The organism is Parabacteroides sp. MSK.9.14 (assembly GCF_019041495.1).
Classification (GTDB): domain Bacteria; phylum Bacteroidota; class Bacteroidia; order Bacteroidales; family Tannerellaceae; genus Parabacteroides; species Parabacteroides merdae.
In genome coordinates this window covers 307,331-325,185 of sequence record NZ_JAHPXO010000001.1, presented here as the reverse complement: position 1 = coordinate 325,185, position 17,855 = coordinate 307,331, and the positions used below count along the sequence as shown (strand labels likewise).

13 protein-coding genes are annotated in these 17,855 nt (G+C 44.4%); 2 read left to right on the top strand and 11 right to left on the bottom strand.

The window, feature by feature from the left end:
* Positions 1 to 91: 91 nt before the first annotated feature.
* From KTG12_RS01160 to KTG12_RS01125, 8 genes are all read right to left on the bottom strand, one after another.
* Entirely contained in the window at positions 92 to 1,264 is a 1,173-nt protein-coding gene (locus KTG12_RS01160) for a DegT/DnrJ/EryC1/StrS aminotransferase family protein (RefSeq protein ID WP_122115211.1), read from the bottom strand.
* Positions 1,265 to 1,323: 59 nt separating this feature from the next.
* On the bottom strand, positions 1,324 to 3,363 hold the full coding sequence (gene metG, locus KTG12_RS01155) for a methionine--tRNA ligase (protein ID WP_122115212.1): 2,040 nt from the start codon (positions 3,361 to 3,363) through the stop codon (positions 1,324 to 1,326).
* A 113-nt stretch (positions 3,364 to 3,476) separates the two neighbouring features.
* Positions 3,477 to 5,138: a PCMD domain-containing protein gene (locus tag KTG12_RS01150; protein ID WP_122115213.1), complete on the bottom strand. Its 1,662-nt coding sequence runs from the start codon at positions 5,136 to 5,138 to the stop codon at positions 3,477 to 3,479.
* Between the two features lie 6 nt (positions 5,139 to 5,144).
* Positions 5,145 to 5,894: a hypothetical protein gene (locus KTG12_RS01145; protein WP_122115214.1), complete on the bottom strand. Its 750-nt coding sequence runs from the start codon at positions 5,892 to 5,894 to the stop codon at positions 5,145 to 5,147.
* Positions 5,891 to 8,029, bottom strand: coding sequence for a PCMD domain-containing protein (locus KTG12_RS01140; RefSeq protein WP_122115215.1), 2,139 nt, complete (start codon positions 8,027 to 8,029; stop codon positions 5,891 to 5,893). The genes KTG12_RS01145 and KTG12_RS01140 overlap by 4 nt, the downstream gene beginning before the upstream one ends.
* A gap of 4 nt (positions 8,030 to 8,033) precedes the next feature.
* Positions 8,034 to 9,314, bottom strand: a complete 1,281-nt coding sequence (locus tag KTG12_RS01135) for a DUF4493 domain-containing protein (RefSeq protein ID WP_122203907.1) — start codon at positions 9,312 to 9,314, stop codon at positions 8,034 to 8,036.
* Positions 9,311 to 10,069 carry a DUF4493 domain-containing protein gene (locus KTG12_RS01130; RefSeq protein WP_122115217.1) on the bottom strand — a complete coding sequence of 253 codons (759 nt, stop codon included), beginning with the start codon at positions 10,067 to 10,069 and terminating at the stop codon, positions 9,311 to 9,313. The genes KTG12_RS01135 and KTG12_RS01130 overlap by 4 nt, the downstream gene beginning before the upstream one ends.
* 1 nt (position 10,070) lies before the next feature.
* The gene (locus KTG12_RS01125) at positions 10,071 to 12,725 is read right to left on the bottom strand and encodes a DUF4493 domain-containing protein (protein ID WP_138272625.1); all 2,655 of its coding nucleotides are present in this window, start codon (positions 12,723 to 12,725) and stop codon (positions 10,071 to 10,073) included.
* Positions 12,726 to 12,978: 253 nt separating this feature from the next.
* On the opposite strand from KTG12_RS01125, the gene KTG12_RS01120 reads away from it, so the two are divergent.
* A complete protein-coding gene (locus KTG12_RS01120) occupies positions 12,979 to 13,827 on the top strand; it encodes an AraC family transcriptional regulator (RefSeq protein WP_138272633.1) in 849 nt (282 codons plus the stop codon).
* 122 nt (positions 13,828 to 13,949) lie between these two features.
* Here KTG12_RS01120 and KTG12_RS01115 read toward each other — a convergent pair whose 3' ends face one another.
* On the bottom strand, positions 13,950 to 14,597 hold the full coding sequence (locus KTG12_RS01115; protein ID WP_005649862.1) for an HU family DNA-binding protein: 648 nt from the start codon (positions 14,595 to 14,597) through the stop codon (positions 13,950 to 13,952).
* A gap of 211 nt (positions 14,598 to 14,808) precedes the next feature.
* On the opposite strand from KTG12_RS01115, the gene KTG12_RS01110 reads away from it, so the two are divergent.
* Positions 14,809 to 15,045: a VapE domain-containing protein gene (locus KTG12_RS01110; RefSeq protein WP_256304602.1), complete on the top strand. Its 237-nt coding sequence runs from the start codon at positions 14,809 to 14,811 to the stop codon at positions 15,043 to 15,045.
* Positions 15,046 to 15,052: 7 nt separating this feature from the next.
* On the opposite strand, the gene KTG12_RS01105 is transcribed toward KTG12_RS01110, so the two are convergent.
* Together KTG12_RS01105 and KTG12_RS01100 are read right to left on the bottom strand one after the other, a co-directional pair.
* Positions 15,053 to 16,591 carry a YifB family Mg chelatase-like AAA ATPase gene (locus tag KTG12_RS01105; protein WP_216945402.1) on the bottom strand — a complete coding sequence of 513 codons (1,539 nt, stop codon included), beginning with the start codon at positions 16,589 to 16,591 and terminating at the stop codon, positions 15,053 to 15,055.
* 92 nt (positions 16,592 to 16,683) lie between these two features.
* A complete protein-coding gene (locus tag KTG12_RS01100; RefSeq protein ID WP_173022550.1) occupies positions 16,684 to 17,790 on the bottom strand; it encodes a TlpA disulfide reductase family protein in 1,107 nt (368 codons plus the stop codon).
* Positions 17,791 to 17,855: the final 65 nt, after the last annotated feature.

The window sequence follows — 17,855 nt, the reverse complement described above, 5'->3', positions numbered from 1 at the left end:
TGGGGGGGGTGTCAAAATCTCCTTGTCCCCGTGCTTGACGCGGGGCCGCAAAAGGACAGACCTTATCAATCAGATTTTTATAGGGTCGGTTCTAATGCGATCCCACGTCAAGCGCGGGAACAGGATAGTTTCGACACACCCCCTTTTTTAGAGTTTCTGTTATATATTGCTGTTGTCCGAGGGACATTTCCGTATGAATAGGCAGGGAAAGGACGGATTCGCACAAACGGGTGGAGACGTCCAAATTGCCGGATACACGGGAGATATGCCGGTAAGCTTCCTGATGATGCACTGGTACAGGATAATAGATCATGGAAGGGATTCCCTGTTCTTTCAACAGGCATTGAAGGACATTCCGCCTGCCGTCTTTTACCTGGACCGTATATTGGTGATAGACATGAGTCGAAAATATCGATCTCGCAGGGAGAACCAACGAATCGCAGGAGGACAAAGCTTCATCATACCGAGAGGCAACTTGCCGACGGGTTTCCGTGAACTCCTCCAGATGCTTCAACTTCACATCCAGCACAGCAGCTTGCAACGTGTCCAGACGGGAGTTGCATCCGATCCGCCTATGGTGGTATTTGCATTCCTGGCCATGATTGGCAATCATGCGGATACGGGCAGCCAACGCCTCGTCGGAAGTCATCAACGCCCCCCCATCGCCATAGCAGGCCAACGGCTTGGATGGAAAAAAAGATGTCGTCCCGATATGTCCGATCGTCCCGGCCTTTCGTACCCGCCCGTCGGAAAAGATATAATCGGCACCAACAGATTGAGCGTTATCTTCCACTACATACAGATGATAGACATCTGCCAAAGTCATGATCGGCTCCATATCGCAGGCTTGTCCGAACAGGTGGACGGCCACGACCGCCTTTGTCCGTTCCGAAACAGCCGCTTCTATTTTCCGGGGATCGATATTAAAGGTACAGGGATCGACATCCACCAACACGGGCGTCAACCCTAACAAAGCGACAACCTCGGCTGCCGCTATATAAGTAAATGCCGGCAGAATCACCTCATCGCCAGGCTGAAGCTCCAATGCCATCAGAGCAATCTGCAAAGCGTCCGTCCCGTTAGCACAAGGAATCACGTATGGAACCTGAAGATAATCAGCCAAATGCCCGGCAAAGGATTTCACCTGCGGACCATTGATAAAAGCACAACTGTCGATCACCGCCTGCATGGCCTCATCAATCTCCTCTTTGAACCGGAGATATTGTCCATGCAAGTCGACCATCTGTATCTGTTCTTCCAACATTATATTATCTGTTTTCCGATTAATTAATCCTTCGTCACTACAACGAAGGATTAACCAGATTATTTCACCTCGCTGCCCGGTTTCACCTCTTTTTCAGGAGTGATGACAGCCAGCTTGCCGTCGAAGTTTTCTGCGGAAAGGATCATCCCTTCGGAAACGATACCTTTCAGCTTGCGCGGAGCCAGATTAGCGATGAAGCAAACCTGCTTGCCCACAAGGTCTTCCGGCTTGTAATGTTGAGCGATACCGGAAACGATCGTACGTTTTTCCAGACCGTCATCAATACGGAACTGCAACAGCTTGTCCGCCTTAGGCACTTTCGTACATTCCAACACGGTCCCGACACGGATATCCAGCTTCATGAAATCATCAAACTCGATATTCTCGCGGATGGGTTTCGCCCTGTAGTTTGCTTCCTCGTTTGCTTTCTTCGTGTCCAACAGCTTTTGCACCTGTGCTTCGATCACGCTGTCTTCGATCTTCTCGAACAGCAGTTCCGATTTACCCAACTGATGGCCGGCTTCCAACAGATCGGTCGATCCCAGACGGTTCCAGCCTAACGGTTCCACATTCAGCATCTTGTTCAATTTCTCCATGCTGAACGGCAGGAATGGTTCGAAAGCGATTGCCAAATTTGCCGTGATCTGCAAAGCGATGTTCATGATCGTGGCGACACGCGCCATATCGGTCTTTGCTAATTTCCAAGGTTCAGTGTCAGCCAGGTATTTGTTTCCGATACGAGCCAAGTTCATCGCTTCTTTCTGGGCGTCACGGAAATGGTAGGTATCCAGCAGACGTTCCACGTCAGCCTTTACATTCGCAAAGTCGGTCAATGTCTGACGGTCATAATCGGTCAGCTCGCCGGCAGCCGGCACCTTACCTTCGAAATACTTTTCGGTAAGCACCAAAGCACGGTTGACAAAGTTACCTAAGATGGCAACCAACTCATTGTTATTGCGTGCCTGAAAATCTTTCCAGGTGAAATCGTTGTCTTTTGTTTCCGGAGCATTGGCCGTCAAAACATAGCGCAACACATCCTGCTTGCCCGGCATATCCACCAGATATTCGTTCAACCAGACAGCCCAGTTGCGGGAAGTGGAGATTTTGTCGCCTTCCAGGTTAAGAAACTCATTGGCCGGCACATTCTCCGGCAGGTTATAAGAACCTTCGGCTTTCAGCATGGCCGGGAACACGATACAGTGGAACACGATATTATCCTTACCGATGAAATGTACCATCTTGGTTTCAGGATCTTTCCACCAGGTTTCCCAACTTTCGGGGAGCAGTTCTTTCGTATTGGAGATATATCCGATAGGCGCATCGAACCAGACATACAGCACCTTCCCTTCCGCACCTTCCACCGGCACGGGAATCCCCCAATCAAGGTCGCGGCTTACGGCACGAGGCTGCAATCCCATATCCAGCCAACTCTTGCACTGTCCGTATACGTTCGGTTTCCATTCCTTATGCCCTTCCAGTATCCACTGGCGCAGGAACGGTTCCCATTTATCCAAAGGAAGATACCAATGTTTGGTTTCCTTCATCACCGGCTGGCTACCACTGATAGCGGATTTCGGGTTGATCAGGTCCGTCGGGCTCAAAGAGGTACCGCAGGCTTCGCACTGGTCGCCATAGGCTTTTTCATTGCCGCAATGCGGGCAAGTCCCGGTTATATAACGGTCGGCAAGGAACTGTTTTGCTTCCTCGTCGTAATACTGTTCGCTCGTTTTCTCGATAAACTCTCCTTTATCGTATAAGGTACGGAAGAAATCCGACGCCACCTGGCGATGTGTAGCCGAAGTCGTACGGGAATAGATATCGAACGAGATACCAAACTCCTCAAAAGACTTCTTGATAATACCATGATAACGGTCCACCACATCCTGCGGCGTAATCCCTTCTTTCTTCGCTCTCAGCGTGATAGGCACTCCATGCTCATCCGATCCACCGATCATCAAAACTTCTTCCCCCTTCAGGCGAAGATAGCGTGCATAAATATCAGCAGGCACATACACCCCGGCCAAATGTCCGATATGCACCGGCCCGTTCGCATACGGCAACGCCGTAGTTATCAGCGTTCTCTTAAACTGTTTTTCCATACCTTGTGTTCTCTTTTTGAGAGGCAAAGGTACACATTTATTGCTTAACCTAAAAAGAAAGGAATATCATTAGTTGTTATAATCCGACTAAGGATACACTAAACAGGTTATCGCTAATCATAAGTCAATTCCATTTCGTCCAAATAAAGTGTACTACCTTCCCCTCCTGTGAAATAATCACCATATTTGCTGGCTGTAGCCACAATGACAAGATATTTGGGTTTACGATAATCACGGTAATCTAACCGGATTGTATATTCCTCATAACCGGATATGGTCTTAGCGGAAATGAACTCACCATAAGCAATAACATTTTTATCATTCTTGCTAAACAGCTGCCGTTCCGACTTCTTTGTTTTGATCTCATAAGGTTCTGCCTTATCAGACAGAGCCACATAAATATGACAAGAATCCGGTCTGCCCAGCAAATAATTGTAATCGGAATCGTTACTTTTATTTATCTCAGCCGAAGTATATTTGTATTTAAACTTCAAACCTGTCGGATAAGTTTCAAATGGACGCCCAAAGCTCAAGACGCCATTAGTACCATCTGTACGGACATACGAACCGGCAAATATATTACCAGCCGCAAACTTACCGATACCGGCAACTCCGACAAACCGCGATTCTAACTTGGCTGCCTTTCCGGTTCCGTTACTCGTATCACCTGTCGGAATCGTATTGCTGTCTCCCAAAGTAGTAGCTCCTTTATTTCCCGTATCCCAAAAAGAAACACCTGTTGCCAACCACGGATTCCACAATTTACCATCTTGATGCCAATCGTCAAAACCCCCATTGGTCAATGGCACTAACGCAGCGGTCTTACACTCCACCTCTTCTCCAGCTATATCATCAATCACAACACGATATACATACGTCGTACCCGGATTCAAACCAGTTATTGTGGCTGTGAAGGAAGTACCGTTGACAGTTACGGAACTTGCCGGAAGCGTCTGCCAACCATCATCCACCCGCGTTTGGGACGGATTCTTTTCTCTATATTCTATTACCGGAATCTTACCTTCTTGAATCATTCCGGTTACAATGATTCGATTGGCCATCGCAACCGTTTCACCACCGGAAACAGCACCACCTTCCGTATGCAGAATTGTCACTTTCCAAGTTTCCGTTACTCCAAAACGAGTCACTTCAAATGAGCAAGGACGCGAAAAATTCGTTACCGTCGTCGGATCAGGAACGACAATTCCCACCGAACCGCCCAGTTGCATTTTAGTCACTGTTATCCGATCCAAATGTTGTTCTTTTGCCACATACACGATCATCTCCCGATTTGCCAAATCGATTACCGGTTCACCCACCTGGTTACTGACTTGCACAGCCCGGTCTATCGTCTGATTAACCGTTATCTTCCAAGGATACTCTTGATATGTCTGCAAAATCAATGAGACAGATGAAGAAAAATCCACCCGCGTATCTGCACTCTTAGGTAAACTGTCTAAAGACGAAAATCCGATTCGTGGAAAAGCGTTATAGTCGAGACACGCCGCAGAATCTATCCGTACCTCAGCCTCATTAGTCACCGTCAACTTCTTGATCCGGAGAGCTGCAAGATCAACCGCATCGCTCACTTCTACCGTAACCATCCCTTTAGTCTTATCTATTTCCAATGTATTATCCAATTGCCCTTCCACCAGGAAATCGGTAATGCTTCCTTCCCGATATGGATAAGGAATATCATTCTCGATACATGAAACAAGAAAGAACAAACAACAGAGAAAACCTGTCACTTTTCGTTTTATATGATTTATATCCATACCTCGTCAAAAATAGAAGTTCATACCTAAATTAATCGAAAATAGGTCTATCTTAAAATTAGCGGAACTGCTACGCCGTGAGCCTTTATCAATCTGGTCAGTTGTCTGATCGGTCCACTTCATATTAAACCCCAGTACGCCAACCGATACCTCAACAGCTGCAAAATTAGTGATAAAAGCCGTCAGACCCGGCGCCATTCCGATCTGCAAATTCTGGATGGTCTGGTAAGTACCGGTATAATCGGTATCTGTACCCGAAGAGTTTTTACCCTGCCCATAGCCATAGGTCACGCGAGCTTCATTAAACAAACCAAAAATCTTACTACTTCCTATCGGCATATAGGTACGCACGAATCCAGTAGCAGAAAAAGTATGCTCCAAATAATTTACATCACTGATATCAAAATTGATATCATCATCCAAATCCAAACTGATATTTCCTAAATCCGTATAAGTACGATTATAGGAAAAACGTCCGCCCAATGCAACATTATCCCGGATAAAGTAACCGAAGAAAGGACTTACTTTAAACGTATAACCGGTACTTTCAATCTTCTCCAGCACCAAGAATTTATAATTGTCATCCTCATGTTCCGAATAGGAAAAAGTCGATCCGACCATCCATTGCCCTTTCGGAATAAAAGTATGACTCTGGATACCCCGGTCGAAGACTTTACGACCAAGGATTTTGGTTTGGGCTTGCATTAAGCCTGTACATAAAAATGCGATAACTAAAATAATTATTATACGCTTCATTTTCTTACTTCTTCCATTGATTTCGGATAAACTAATTCCAAATCATCTAACCACATAGTACTACCTTTTCCACCTTCCATATAGTCACCATATTTACTTGAAGAGGCAACTACAATAATATATTTAGGTATACGCTTTAAATCTTTATATTCCAAATCAACAGTAAACTCCTTAAATGAATCTGCCCCTTTAGATTCCTCATCACTTATAGACCCATAAGCAATTACGGCACTACTATTGGGATCAAAATAAATTCCTTTATTTGTATTAACTGTAATTTGTTCGTCTGTAAGAGCGATATAAAGAGAACACAAATCATCTTCGCCTTCATTCAAATGTCCTTTACTCACAGAGACTTTTGCAGATGTATATTTGTAATATCCTTTTAATTTATTAGGGCGACACTCAAAATTTCTACCTAAAGTCAAAATTCCCCCCATACCATCTCTCTCAAAAGTTCCTGTAAAAATATTTCCAGCAGCAATAATCTTCATTGTTTCCTGTGTTTCCATTTTTACAGAAGATCCTTGTCCTAACGCTGTTTCGTCATTTTGAGTAGTCATAATATGCTTACCAAAATAGTTGACATTTCCACAATCCCAAAACGAGGAGCTTGCATCCTTTGCTGGTTTAGGTAATCCATCACTATCTGTATACCAGTCTTCAAATCCTGAATTTGGCAATTGAATATCATCCTCTGTTGTAAACTCTTCCGGTTCACTGTTTGTATCATTTTGCAACAAACGATATTCATATTTTGTACTCGCATCCAAATTTGTTGCAACTTGTGCTACATTGGAAGATCCATTCGTAGCAACAGTTACTTCACCGGCAACATCTTTCCAAGTTGTTGTTCCCGATTTCCTATATTGGAACTTATAAGAGGCTTTATCTTCCTCACTCGCGTTCTTTACATATCCCCTCAATGTAGCAAAATGTGCCCACACCTCCGATTCGACTACCGGATGAGTCATGATTTGCAAATTGACAGTAATAGAAATCGTTTGCACCGTTTCATGCCCCATCTCATCACGGGCAGAGAGAACAAATGTATGCGTACCTCCTGGCAATTGCGTAATCAAATTATCGAAAACTAATGTAAACATTGCCTTTTTATCATCCAAAGCAGGGACTTCCAATCCTATTTCAGCTAACTTCTTCTTACTTTCTTCCGACAATTTCAGTAAATCCAAAGATGATAAAATTTTATGTTCGTCAAACAAAGACGAAGTCGCAATCATGGTAACAGATTCTAAACCTATATTCGTAGAAGAAATATTCAACATTACTTTTCTGAAATCTCCTTTGTCCAAAGAGATCATTCCATTGCTATCCTTGCCATCTTCCAACACTTTCACCACCGGTGGTTCCTGCCCATATCCCGATTCCGGCAACGGGATCGTCACCGTATGGTTCTCGTCATTGGTCGGATCAGAATCAATCGTTATATCGAAGTCCATTCCTGAGTTATCTTCACCGCTATCCACCAAATCGAATACCAGATGATAATGGTCTTTCGCCTCCGTCTTCTCGATCAGTTTGGACATGTGAAATGTCAACCCTTCTTTGTTCGTCAATGTCAAATCGACCAACAGATAACCGGGTTGGAAATAACCAGCGCGTGTCTCTTGCATATCATATTCCAAATAGCTCCCCGTCGCATCACTGACTTTCGCCACACAGGATGCGAATTTATCCTGAACAGGCTTTGTAAACTTACTGGTTACTTTCACACAAGTTAAAAAACATTCGATTGCTGTTTGAGTTGTCTCACCCGCTTTTATGACAATCTTATCTTTATCCCCGTAAAAAGTAGGTTTTTCAAACTCCAGTTTGTCCGAAGGATTAGATGTGACCTTCACCTTATAAGTCCCGACATCCAACAACACACGTTCGCCGGCCATATCATTATAATCGGAAAAATGTTTTACGACCGAATCATTCGCTCCGGTACAAATATCCACTGCCAAAGATTGGTCCTTGACATCGAAACCACGTGTGACCACTTCCACATTTTTCGATACACCTAATTCCAAATAGCCTGTTGTTTGCATACGGTTATCTTCATTATCACATGATACCCAAACAAACAACATTAAAAACAAACAACCTATTATATATGACAACTTTTTCATCCTATTAAGTCGTAATTGTTATTGTATGAGTTTTTGTATTTCCTTTCGAATCGGTAACGGTCAAATGAAAATTACTTGTACCGCTTCCCAATATTTGGAGCATTGGCACAAATTGGGATATATTAAACGATACAGATGTTTCACCTCCAATATGAACCGGAAAACCTAAACCACTCAACTTATCAGCATATCCACCCGGACTGACCAAATCAAAATCAGACGTTAATCCGATACCCTGCAATTCTGATTCAGGTAATAATGGCGAATCAATGATTACTCTAAACGAGGAAATACCGTTCGGCACACTCACCACCAAGTCAGTATTAATCGCGTCCCCTTTTATCGAGATCACGCCATCCGTCTCACCGCCTGTATTATCATCACCTCCCGTACTGCCGCCATTTCCCCCACCGCTCGGTACAGTAATGTCGATCGGAGTTTCATTCAATGTCACATCTACCTTTATGGTAAAATTGCCGTTTGTCGGTTTTTCCGGATTATCAGGATCGTCAGGGTCAGGATTCGGTTTTTCCGGCTCATCCGGTACAATTTCTTCTTCCAAATCTTTGATCTCTATCCTAAACAAATCCTGCGAATTAATCTTTCCCTCCGAATCGGCCAGTCCGAATGTCCGGATCACCGGCTTGCCAGTGATCTTTTCCGTAGCACGGATTGTCACCGTCGTTTTCATTCCGGGACGGATATATACGATCCGGGCATCTCCTTTACCCACAGACAGTACTCCTGAACCATTGGTAATAGTGATTGCATAATCATCCTTGCATGCATTCAAAAACTCTTCGGACAGAGTCAAATACAAGATAGCACTTTGCAATTCGCAAGCCTTATCTACCAATGTCACTTCTTTGGCTTTTATGACACATGTATCCAACAACTCATAATAAGGATATTCCGATGTCACTTCATAATTATCACCCGAATAGGCTTCGATGTAATAAGTGCCCTGTTCCAATACATATTGGGATTCTTTCAGATAATCGGCATACGACTCGAAATAATCCTGCAATTCCATTGATGCGTTAAACACTTTCACGATCATATCTTCCGCTTTCGGAACAATCAGTTCCGTACTTGATGACTTGGAAGATACGCCGCCATTCCCATAAGAAGGAGGCACAACTTTCAACTTCAAATCCAGCACGCCGACTTCACCGGAACCACCCTGTTCCCCTTTTCCTAAAAGTTCGTCTTTCATCTCGCAGGAAGCCAAACCGACAAGAGTCAGGCATAACAATACGTAATATGTATATCTATATTTCATCATTCAACAGGTGTTGCTTTTAACATCATTGATTTTGTTTCCGATACTTGCAGATCGATAATCAGATGGTCTTTCTTTTCCAACAGACCGTCTTTGGGTGAAATCGTCTCCGAATAGTCGACAGGAAACCCTTCCAAAGTAGTTCCTACGATATGGATTTTAATAAAGGAAGAGTTTTTCGCTCCATCAAAATAGGCAGATTTATTCAAATCGGCCAAAGCATAAGACACTTGACGTTTGTTTGCATCCGAAACAGTCAATTTGAATTTTGTATCTCCGGTTTGCAACTTGTCATCTGTCCGAAACGCCTTCTTAAATGCATCGCTTGCATTAAAAGAAACTTGAAATTGTTGCAAACAGCATTCCAGCTCCACCAAAACGGTCTCTTCCGGTAATAAAGAGTATGTTTCAGAAGCAAAAAAACAGGGTTTATCCAGTATGGCATCTTTCAGTTCATTGGAAAAGACTTCTACCTTATATTCCGTACCGCCTTCCGCCGCTTCCAAAAAGACCGGACTATTTTGTTGTAAGGTCTTCAAAGAGTCTTGCTTCACAACCGCACCGATACCATCCTGTATCTTAACGTATAATTGATTTACCGTCGGCACTGGTGTAGAACGGGTTATCACAATCGGAGATTCGGTTGAAACATGAAATCGGAGACGGGCTTTGCCCTGTCCCATCACCTGTTCCGTTTCTTCGTTAGAACAGGAGGCTGCGATAAGCAGGATGGCTAATGTATATAATAAGTGTTTCATATTATTCTTGATAATCGTATATTAGTTCGACATCATCTATGTATAGTTGGCTACCGACAAATTCACCTTTTCCCATATCTTGGCTATCTGGATGAGAAAAGTTTTCACTATTTCTTTCCAAACAACTTTCATTTACTGTAGATTTGAATATTATACATAAACTGCTTGCTTTAGTTACACCGTATTCCAATAAAATAGATTCCTGCGTCCAACTACTTTGAGATTCAAATTTAAACGACTTGGTTGCAATTATGTTTTGTTGAGAATCTTTTACAACAAAAACAGCCTCTCCATAATCTTGAATATTTTTAGGTATATACCGATAATAGAAAGTTATTTTACGAGGTCTTGATGTGAATAATATTCCTTTCTCGAAATTATCACCTAAAAACAATTCCCCAGCATCGCTATTTTCACAATCTCCAAAACCACTTGATATCGCTGGAGCCTTATTTCCTTCTCCCCATCCTACCGTCCGAATTTGAGCTGCATTTCCTCCGTTTATTCCTTCTGTTTTTATTGTTCCAGAATTTGCAACATAACGAGTCCAAGTGTAAGGTGTACTGAAAGCTGTAAAGCGGGATGTTCTTTCTGCCCCATATTGTGTTGTTTTACTATTTAAAGTTCCCCAACCTTTAATTTCCCATCGTTCCCACGAACGATAAGGCGAAGAAGCATACTTTCCAACTCCCGCAGTAGCAGACACATCTATACCTATACCTTCATACTTAACACCTTTTGCATTCCATTCTTCCAGTTGTCCTATATTATCAGGTAATTGTGCATCATTTTCCGTTGTAAAAGAAATTCCAGAAAGCTCTCTTCCTCCATCATATTTAGCAGTAATATTAGAATAAGACTGTCCGGCTGTCAAATTATTCCAAACAAATGAAACAACACCATTCTCCTCTTGTCCTAACGGTATTAAATCAGTCAATTGAGATCCATTATGATAGAACGTCACCTTGTCTGCATCCTTCGCTTTCACTCGTAAATAAGCATATTTTGCAAAAATATCACCAGCGTTTTCAGCCATCGCCCATTCAAATACCGGAGGTGTAACCGTAAACGAACGAGAGTCTTCAACAACTCTATCCAATTTATCAGTAATTTTATATTTTACCATATATGTTTTAGCTGTTCCATTATCGCCACACGACAATTTATTAAACCAATCATCTACGCTATATTTCATCTTAACTCTACTTGCAGAACTTTCTGCTATCGCAATTCCTGGAATATCTAATGTGAAGACATCCTGCTCTTCTACCCCTATTCCAACTATAGATATTGCTACATCCTTTATTCCGGCAAGAGCCTCAATATCTACAGGTACGTCAGAAAGAGGAGTAATCAATTTTATTTCCAAAGTACCTTGTTCAAAAGTTTTATTATTCGGGAACATTCCCCAACTAACCTTAGGCTTAGCAGCAGCCGGTACAGTTATTCTAACCGATTTAGAAGTCCTATTCGGAGTTGGCAAAGCATCTACAACCGTCAATGATAACTCATAATACGAGTCTTCCGATTTACCTAATAAAGAAGCAATAACCGATTTCAAATCAAATTCTGCCTGCATTTCACCTTTCATTTTCTCTGGTGCACTAAAGCCGTAATTATCCGCCAAATCCTTAATCTGATCTTCTGTCAGATTTGCCAAATCATACTGATTAATCAAAGTCGAACTTCCATCTTTAATCGTCAACAATACCTGATTAATCTTTCCTCCGGAAGTAATCACTACTTTAGCCGCCTTTGTATCTTTAGCATATTCTGTAGGTTCCTCCATACTTACATTCGTATCTTCCCACTTAAACAAATCGCACGCAATATACGGCGCCCCCTTCAACTTCTCCATGAAATCCGGAATTCCGATATTCACATAGATCGTTTCCTTTGTTTCATCGTTTAATGTCACATCGATAGCAATCCCGTTCAACCCTTTTTCATCCGTACGGACGGTCAGCTTCGCCCATTGCTTGGGCTTGATAGTTGTTGTCGCCGTATAATTGACAGTCTTTCCATAGACATTGACCAGTTCCATCGCAATTTCCAGCTTCGTGCCGGAAGCATCCGACAGAAAATACATCGGACGGGATTCGCCTTTTTCATACACCAAAGGCAATTCCATCTTGTTCGTCTTCAACGACAAGGTATAATCTTTATATGTTTGCAGAAAATCATCCGAATAGTCGATCGTCACCCGGCTGTTCGCCATTGCGGCAGTTACCTCCACCGGTGTAGTCATATCCTTGACAATCGTAAATTCCTTTTTCCCGGAAAAGTAAGGTGCATCGAAAGCGGCTGCCGTTTCTGTTCCTTTTGACACCTGAATCGTATATGCTCCGGCTCCCAACTCAAGTTCGGCTGGCATCTTGTCGAAGCGGGAATATTCGGCCACAACACCCGAATCCTGCGCGATCGTCACAGCATAGCTATTCACATCCTTAAAGTCCGCCAAGTCAGAAGCTTTTGTCGATACACCCACCAACGCCGTGTCCACATTCATCCGAAAAGCAAGAGTACCTTTATTGACTACCCCATCTTCATCGACTTGGCAAGCATAAATCCCAATAAACAAACAAAAAAAGCACAACAAGCGGCTTACTACACAAAAGCGCTTGTTATCTCCTTCCAAGAAACGTTTCTTCTCCATCCAGATTCTATTCCGTTTAACATTCCATTTTCAAGGTCGCAAAGTAACCCCGATTCTTCAAGCCTTACAAGGTCAATTTATATTATTCGCTGTCCGTTTTTTTTGATTTGCATTTAAGGCCACCTCTTTAATTTCCTATTTATGATTCACAAATGATATATCCACAAACACATAACTGTCCGATTTTTCATAATAAGCTTTACATATAAACAAGATTTCGTATCTTTGTCGTATCTTTTATTCTAATATGCATATAGATAATGACATCCCCAAAATAGACCTGCCCGAAGACTGGATAATCGGAAAGTTGACGAAAAGCGAAATCGGCTTGCTGAACCTCTATGCCAATTATCCATGCCGGCTGAAAGCCGAAATATTCGTGCTTTGCTTGCAAGGAGATCTGGAGGCATCCATCGACTTGACGCGCTACAAAGTCAGGCCAGGAAGCTTTATCACCATACAACCGGGGACAATTTTGCAAATATATCGGGTAGAAGGAGATTTGGAAATCTACTTCATGGGATTTTCCTCAAATTTTATCAGTCAATCGAACCTTAACAAAATGGCAGTAGACATGCACTACGCGGCCAAAGATACCCCAATCATAGAATTGAAAGAAAAACCTGTCGAACTGCTGGAAGATTACTTCTCGCTTCTGCTTAAAACATATAATACCTGCAAGCCTGCTTTAAACAAACATATTTTGAATCATCTATTGTCGGGTGTATTCATGGGAGTCAGTGCCATGTATAAAGATAAAGTGAAAAGCAAAACGAATCTCTCCAAAGCAGAACAAATAAGCAAAAACTTCAATCATCTGGTTATGCAGAACTATACCACGCAACGTTCCGTTGCGTGGTATGCCAAGAAACTCGGCATAACTCCGGCGCATCTCAGTACGATTGTCAAGCAGACGACCGACAAGACTTGTGTCGAGATCATCACCTCTATGGTGATCATGGATGCAAAGGCACAGTTGAAATCGACCGACCTTTCCATCCACGACATCGCCTATTCGCTGAATTTCACGAATATGTCTTTCTTCGGCAAATATTTCAAGCGGCATGTGGGGATGGGGCCGTTGGAATACCGGAACAGCTAAAAACAAAAGTTCTGGGCCGCTGGATCATTTCAGCTTCACCCACCCTGTACAACCCACCTTGCAACAAGCCCCAACAGGTGAAGGCTCCCGCCCGGATTGCCTTCACCCCCGGTATCCGGCCTTCATCCAGGTAAGTTCGAATCGACCACCAAAGGTTGCGGGATGCCCGTGTCTTCCTCTTTCGGAAGGGTATAGATGGCAAACAGACGGCTGCCTCCCTTCACCAGACGGCCGGAAGCGACCAATGCGGCCAAATCCTTGCGCGCACTGTAGTCAGACAGCCCGATAAGATAACGGTAGGAACGGACGGTGATATAAGAGTTCTCGTCCAGATAGCGGTAAAGAAGTTCCTCCCGGTCCGCCATGCCGGGTGCACAGTGACCTGAACTTTTCATACGCGTGAGCGGCATCGTCTTCAAGGCCTTCTTCAACTGCTGGCAGCATCGGAAATTGACATTCTTGAAACGGACAGATTCGCTCCTCAGTTCCGTTTTAGACATCACCGCGCGAGATTGGAGCGAGACGCTGAAGAAACCGAGACCCTCGATCTCCACGTTATCACCTTCGCGCAAGCGTTCCGTCACCAAATCGGTGATCAGCTGCAAGGCGCCGGCAATGTCGGCCTCCGAATAGGTGGAGCGGGATTTGGCATATTTCATCAACTTTTTAATGCTGACGGTCTCATAAGGGATCAATCTTGGGTGAAGAGGCATTTTATTGCCGTTCTTCCCGGAATCCGGGTTACGCTCCATTCTGTAACGTGCTGTCATATCAGTAATAGATTAAATGGTGAATAATAAGACTTTATCGCTTTCCTGCCTTCTTTGTATGTTTTTGACGAAGGTCGAAAAGGTTTTTGCCCAAGGTGGAAAAGGTATTCGACCTAAGTCGAAAGGCTTTTCGCCCTAGGTCGAATAGTCAATAACGTGGCAGTAAAGATACAAATAATAATAGGATAAACACGAATGAGGCGGTACTTTTATCCTAAATAAAAAACGCAACAACTGGGACTTGCTGGCTGATTCGACCGGTAGCCGCCGTTTCGTCTGCATCAAGATAAACGGGAACATCCGTCCAGACCGTTCTGTCGAATACGGACAGCTATACGCACAGGCGGTCGCCGCGCTCCGGGCAGGCGAAAGATATTGGTTCACACCAGAGGCATTCATTTTATTTTCTCCTAATGCTTTTTCCGATCTTCAATTTCAAAATAAATGAAACCGGCTTACGTCCCCCATGTTTCCCGGTCCAGGCTCCGGTATTGTATGGCTTCCGCCAGATGGCATGCCTCGATATTCGGAGAGGCTTCCAGGTAGGCGATCGTACGGGAGACTTTCAGGATGCGGTCGTAGGCGCGAGCGGAAAGATTGAGGCGCTGCATGGCGACCTTCAGTAAAGACAGGCCGGCAGCATCAGGCACGGCGTATTCATGAAGCAGTTTGGAGGTCATCTGGGCATTGCTGTAAATACCCTCATGCGCGGCAAAGCGTTTTTCCTGGATAGCGCGGGCTTTCATCACGCGCTCGCGTATCGCTTCGCTACATTCGGAAGAGCGTCCGTCGGATATCTTCTCGAAAGGGACCGGCACGACTTCTACCTGTATATCGATCCGGTCGAGCAAAGGGCCGGAAACACGATTCATGTATTTCTGGACAGCACCCGGAGAACAGAGACAAGGGCGATCGGGGTGATTATAATATCCGCAAGGACAAGGATTCATGGAAGCGACCAACATGAAGTTGGCCGGATAATCAACAGATAAGCGGGCACGAGAGACCGTTATCGTCCGGTCTTCCAATGGTTGGCGCATGACCTCGAGCACGCTCCGGTTGAATTCGGGCAACTCATCCAAGAACAGGATTCCGTTATGTGCCAGGCTGATCTCTCCCGGCTGCGGGAAAGCGCCTCCACCGACCATCGCCACATTCGAAATCGTGTGATGGGGCGAACGGAACGGACGTTGCGTCATCAGGGAAGTGTCCAGTCCGATCTTGCCGGCGACCGAATGTATCTTGGTGGTCTCGAGCGACTCCTGCAAGGTAAAAGGTGGCAAGATGGAAGGGAGACGTTTGGCGAGCATCGATTTGCCACTCCCCGGCGGACCGATCAGGATCAGGTTGTGGCTTCCGGCGGCGGCTACTTCCAACGCACGCTTCACATTCTCCTGTCCGCGTACATCCGAGAAATCCGCTTCAAACTGAAGTTGCCGGGCATAAAATTCCTCACGGGTATTGACAACCGTCGGCTCCAAATCCCGTCTTCCTGCAATGAACTCGATCACTTCTTTGATGGTCGAAACGCCATACACATCCAGGTCATTGACGACAGCGGCCTCACGGGCATTCTGCTTGGGAACGATAAAACCTTTGAATCCCTCTTCACGCGCCTTGATCGCAATCGGCAGAATTCCCTTTACCGGCTTCAAGCTGCCGTCCAATGAAAGCTCTCCCATCATCATGTAGTGGCCTAGCCGGGAAGCATCCAGCTCTTCGGCTGCTGCCAGGATGCCGATCGCAAGCGGCAAATCATACGACGAACCTTCCTTCCGGATATCGGCAGGCGCCATATTGATCACAATGCGGTTACGGGGAAACTTGTAGCCACTCACCTGAAGAGCAGAGATAATGCGTTCATGGCTTTCACGGACAGCCACATCGGGCAATCCTACCAAAAAGAATTGGATACCTTTCGTGCAATTTACTTCGATCGTAATGACCGTTGCCGATATGCCTTGCACGGCGGCAGCGTAAGATTTGACTAACATAGTTAAAGATTTATGATTTAAATTTATGGGTCTGGATTTATGAGGCCGGATTTATGATTTATGGATAGCAACATTGCATAAATCATAAATTCCTACTCCATCAGCTTTTCCAACGTCTGCTTTATCTCGACCCCATTGTCCGTTTTCAAGATGATCTTCCCTTCTTCATCGATCAGGAAACAGCGGGGCAAGGCGCTTACGTTATACAGATCAACCAACATGGCTGCCTGTCCGGCGGAATCGGTAACCAAGTTCCAGCCGATGCTATCCTTTGCAAGGACTTTCCGCACTTCGGCTTGATCGTCATCCAGACTGACCAGCAACATATCCACCTTTTCTTTCGGATATTTCATTGCCACTTCATCCAGATAGAGGTCTTCCGTCTGGCACATATCACACCAGGGAGCCGTAAACGCAAGCAGTAAATATTTCTTCGGAAAAGAATCCAGACTGACAGGAGTCCCGTAAATATTCTTCACATTGAAACCGGGTGCTTCGGCGCCTAAAGCAGTCCTTTTTGCCCTCGTGCTGTATTCCTGCAACTTCCGCACCAGATAAAAGTCGTTCAGTTTCGGATTCAGCACAGCCAGCAATTCGTCCATTTGCCGGGTATCGTCAGGATGGTTAAAATAATGCTGTATCAATACGACGGAAGCTTCTTCATCCGGATATTTCTTGATGGCGGCAGCAGCTTCCTCGCTCAACAGATGGTTTACATTCGCCAGGCGCGAAGCCATATCCGCTTCCTCGATCGAGCTGTTGAGGTTTTCCCTGTTCTTCTTATTCAGTTGACGAATCAAGTCGGCCTGCTCTTTCAATAAAGGAGCCATTTCTTTTCTTATCGTGGAAAGACGGTCATTGATCCGCCCTCCTTTGACACGTAACATAGCGGGATAATCAGCGTCTCCGGTGATCGTCACCTTCTCTCCCTTTTCCAGATAAGCCGTAACCCAATGCATTTTATCAGCAAAGAAAATCGTCACTTCCCGGAAATCTCCCTGTTTCTTTTCGATCAAAAATTCCCCCGGCTTCCCGCAAGTTACGGTATCTACAACCTTTATATCTTCATTTTCGAAAACGGCATATAAGGTCTGATCCTCCAGATTGGTTAGTTTTCCTTCTATCCGGTAAGCAATATCTCCGCCACACGATGACAAAGAAACGATAATCCCAACGACCAGTAATAAACGTCTAATCATGTTATACCTCACATCCCACATTAACAGATAATTTGGGGTAAAGGTAGGAATAGATTTTAAAATAT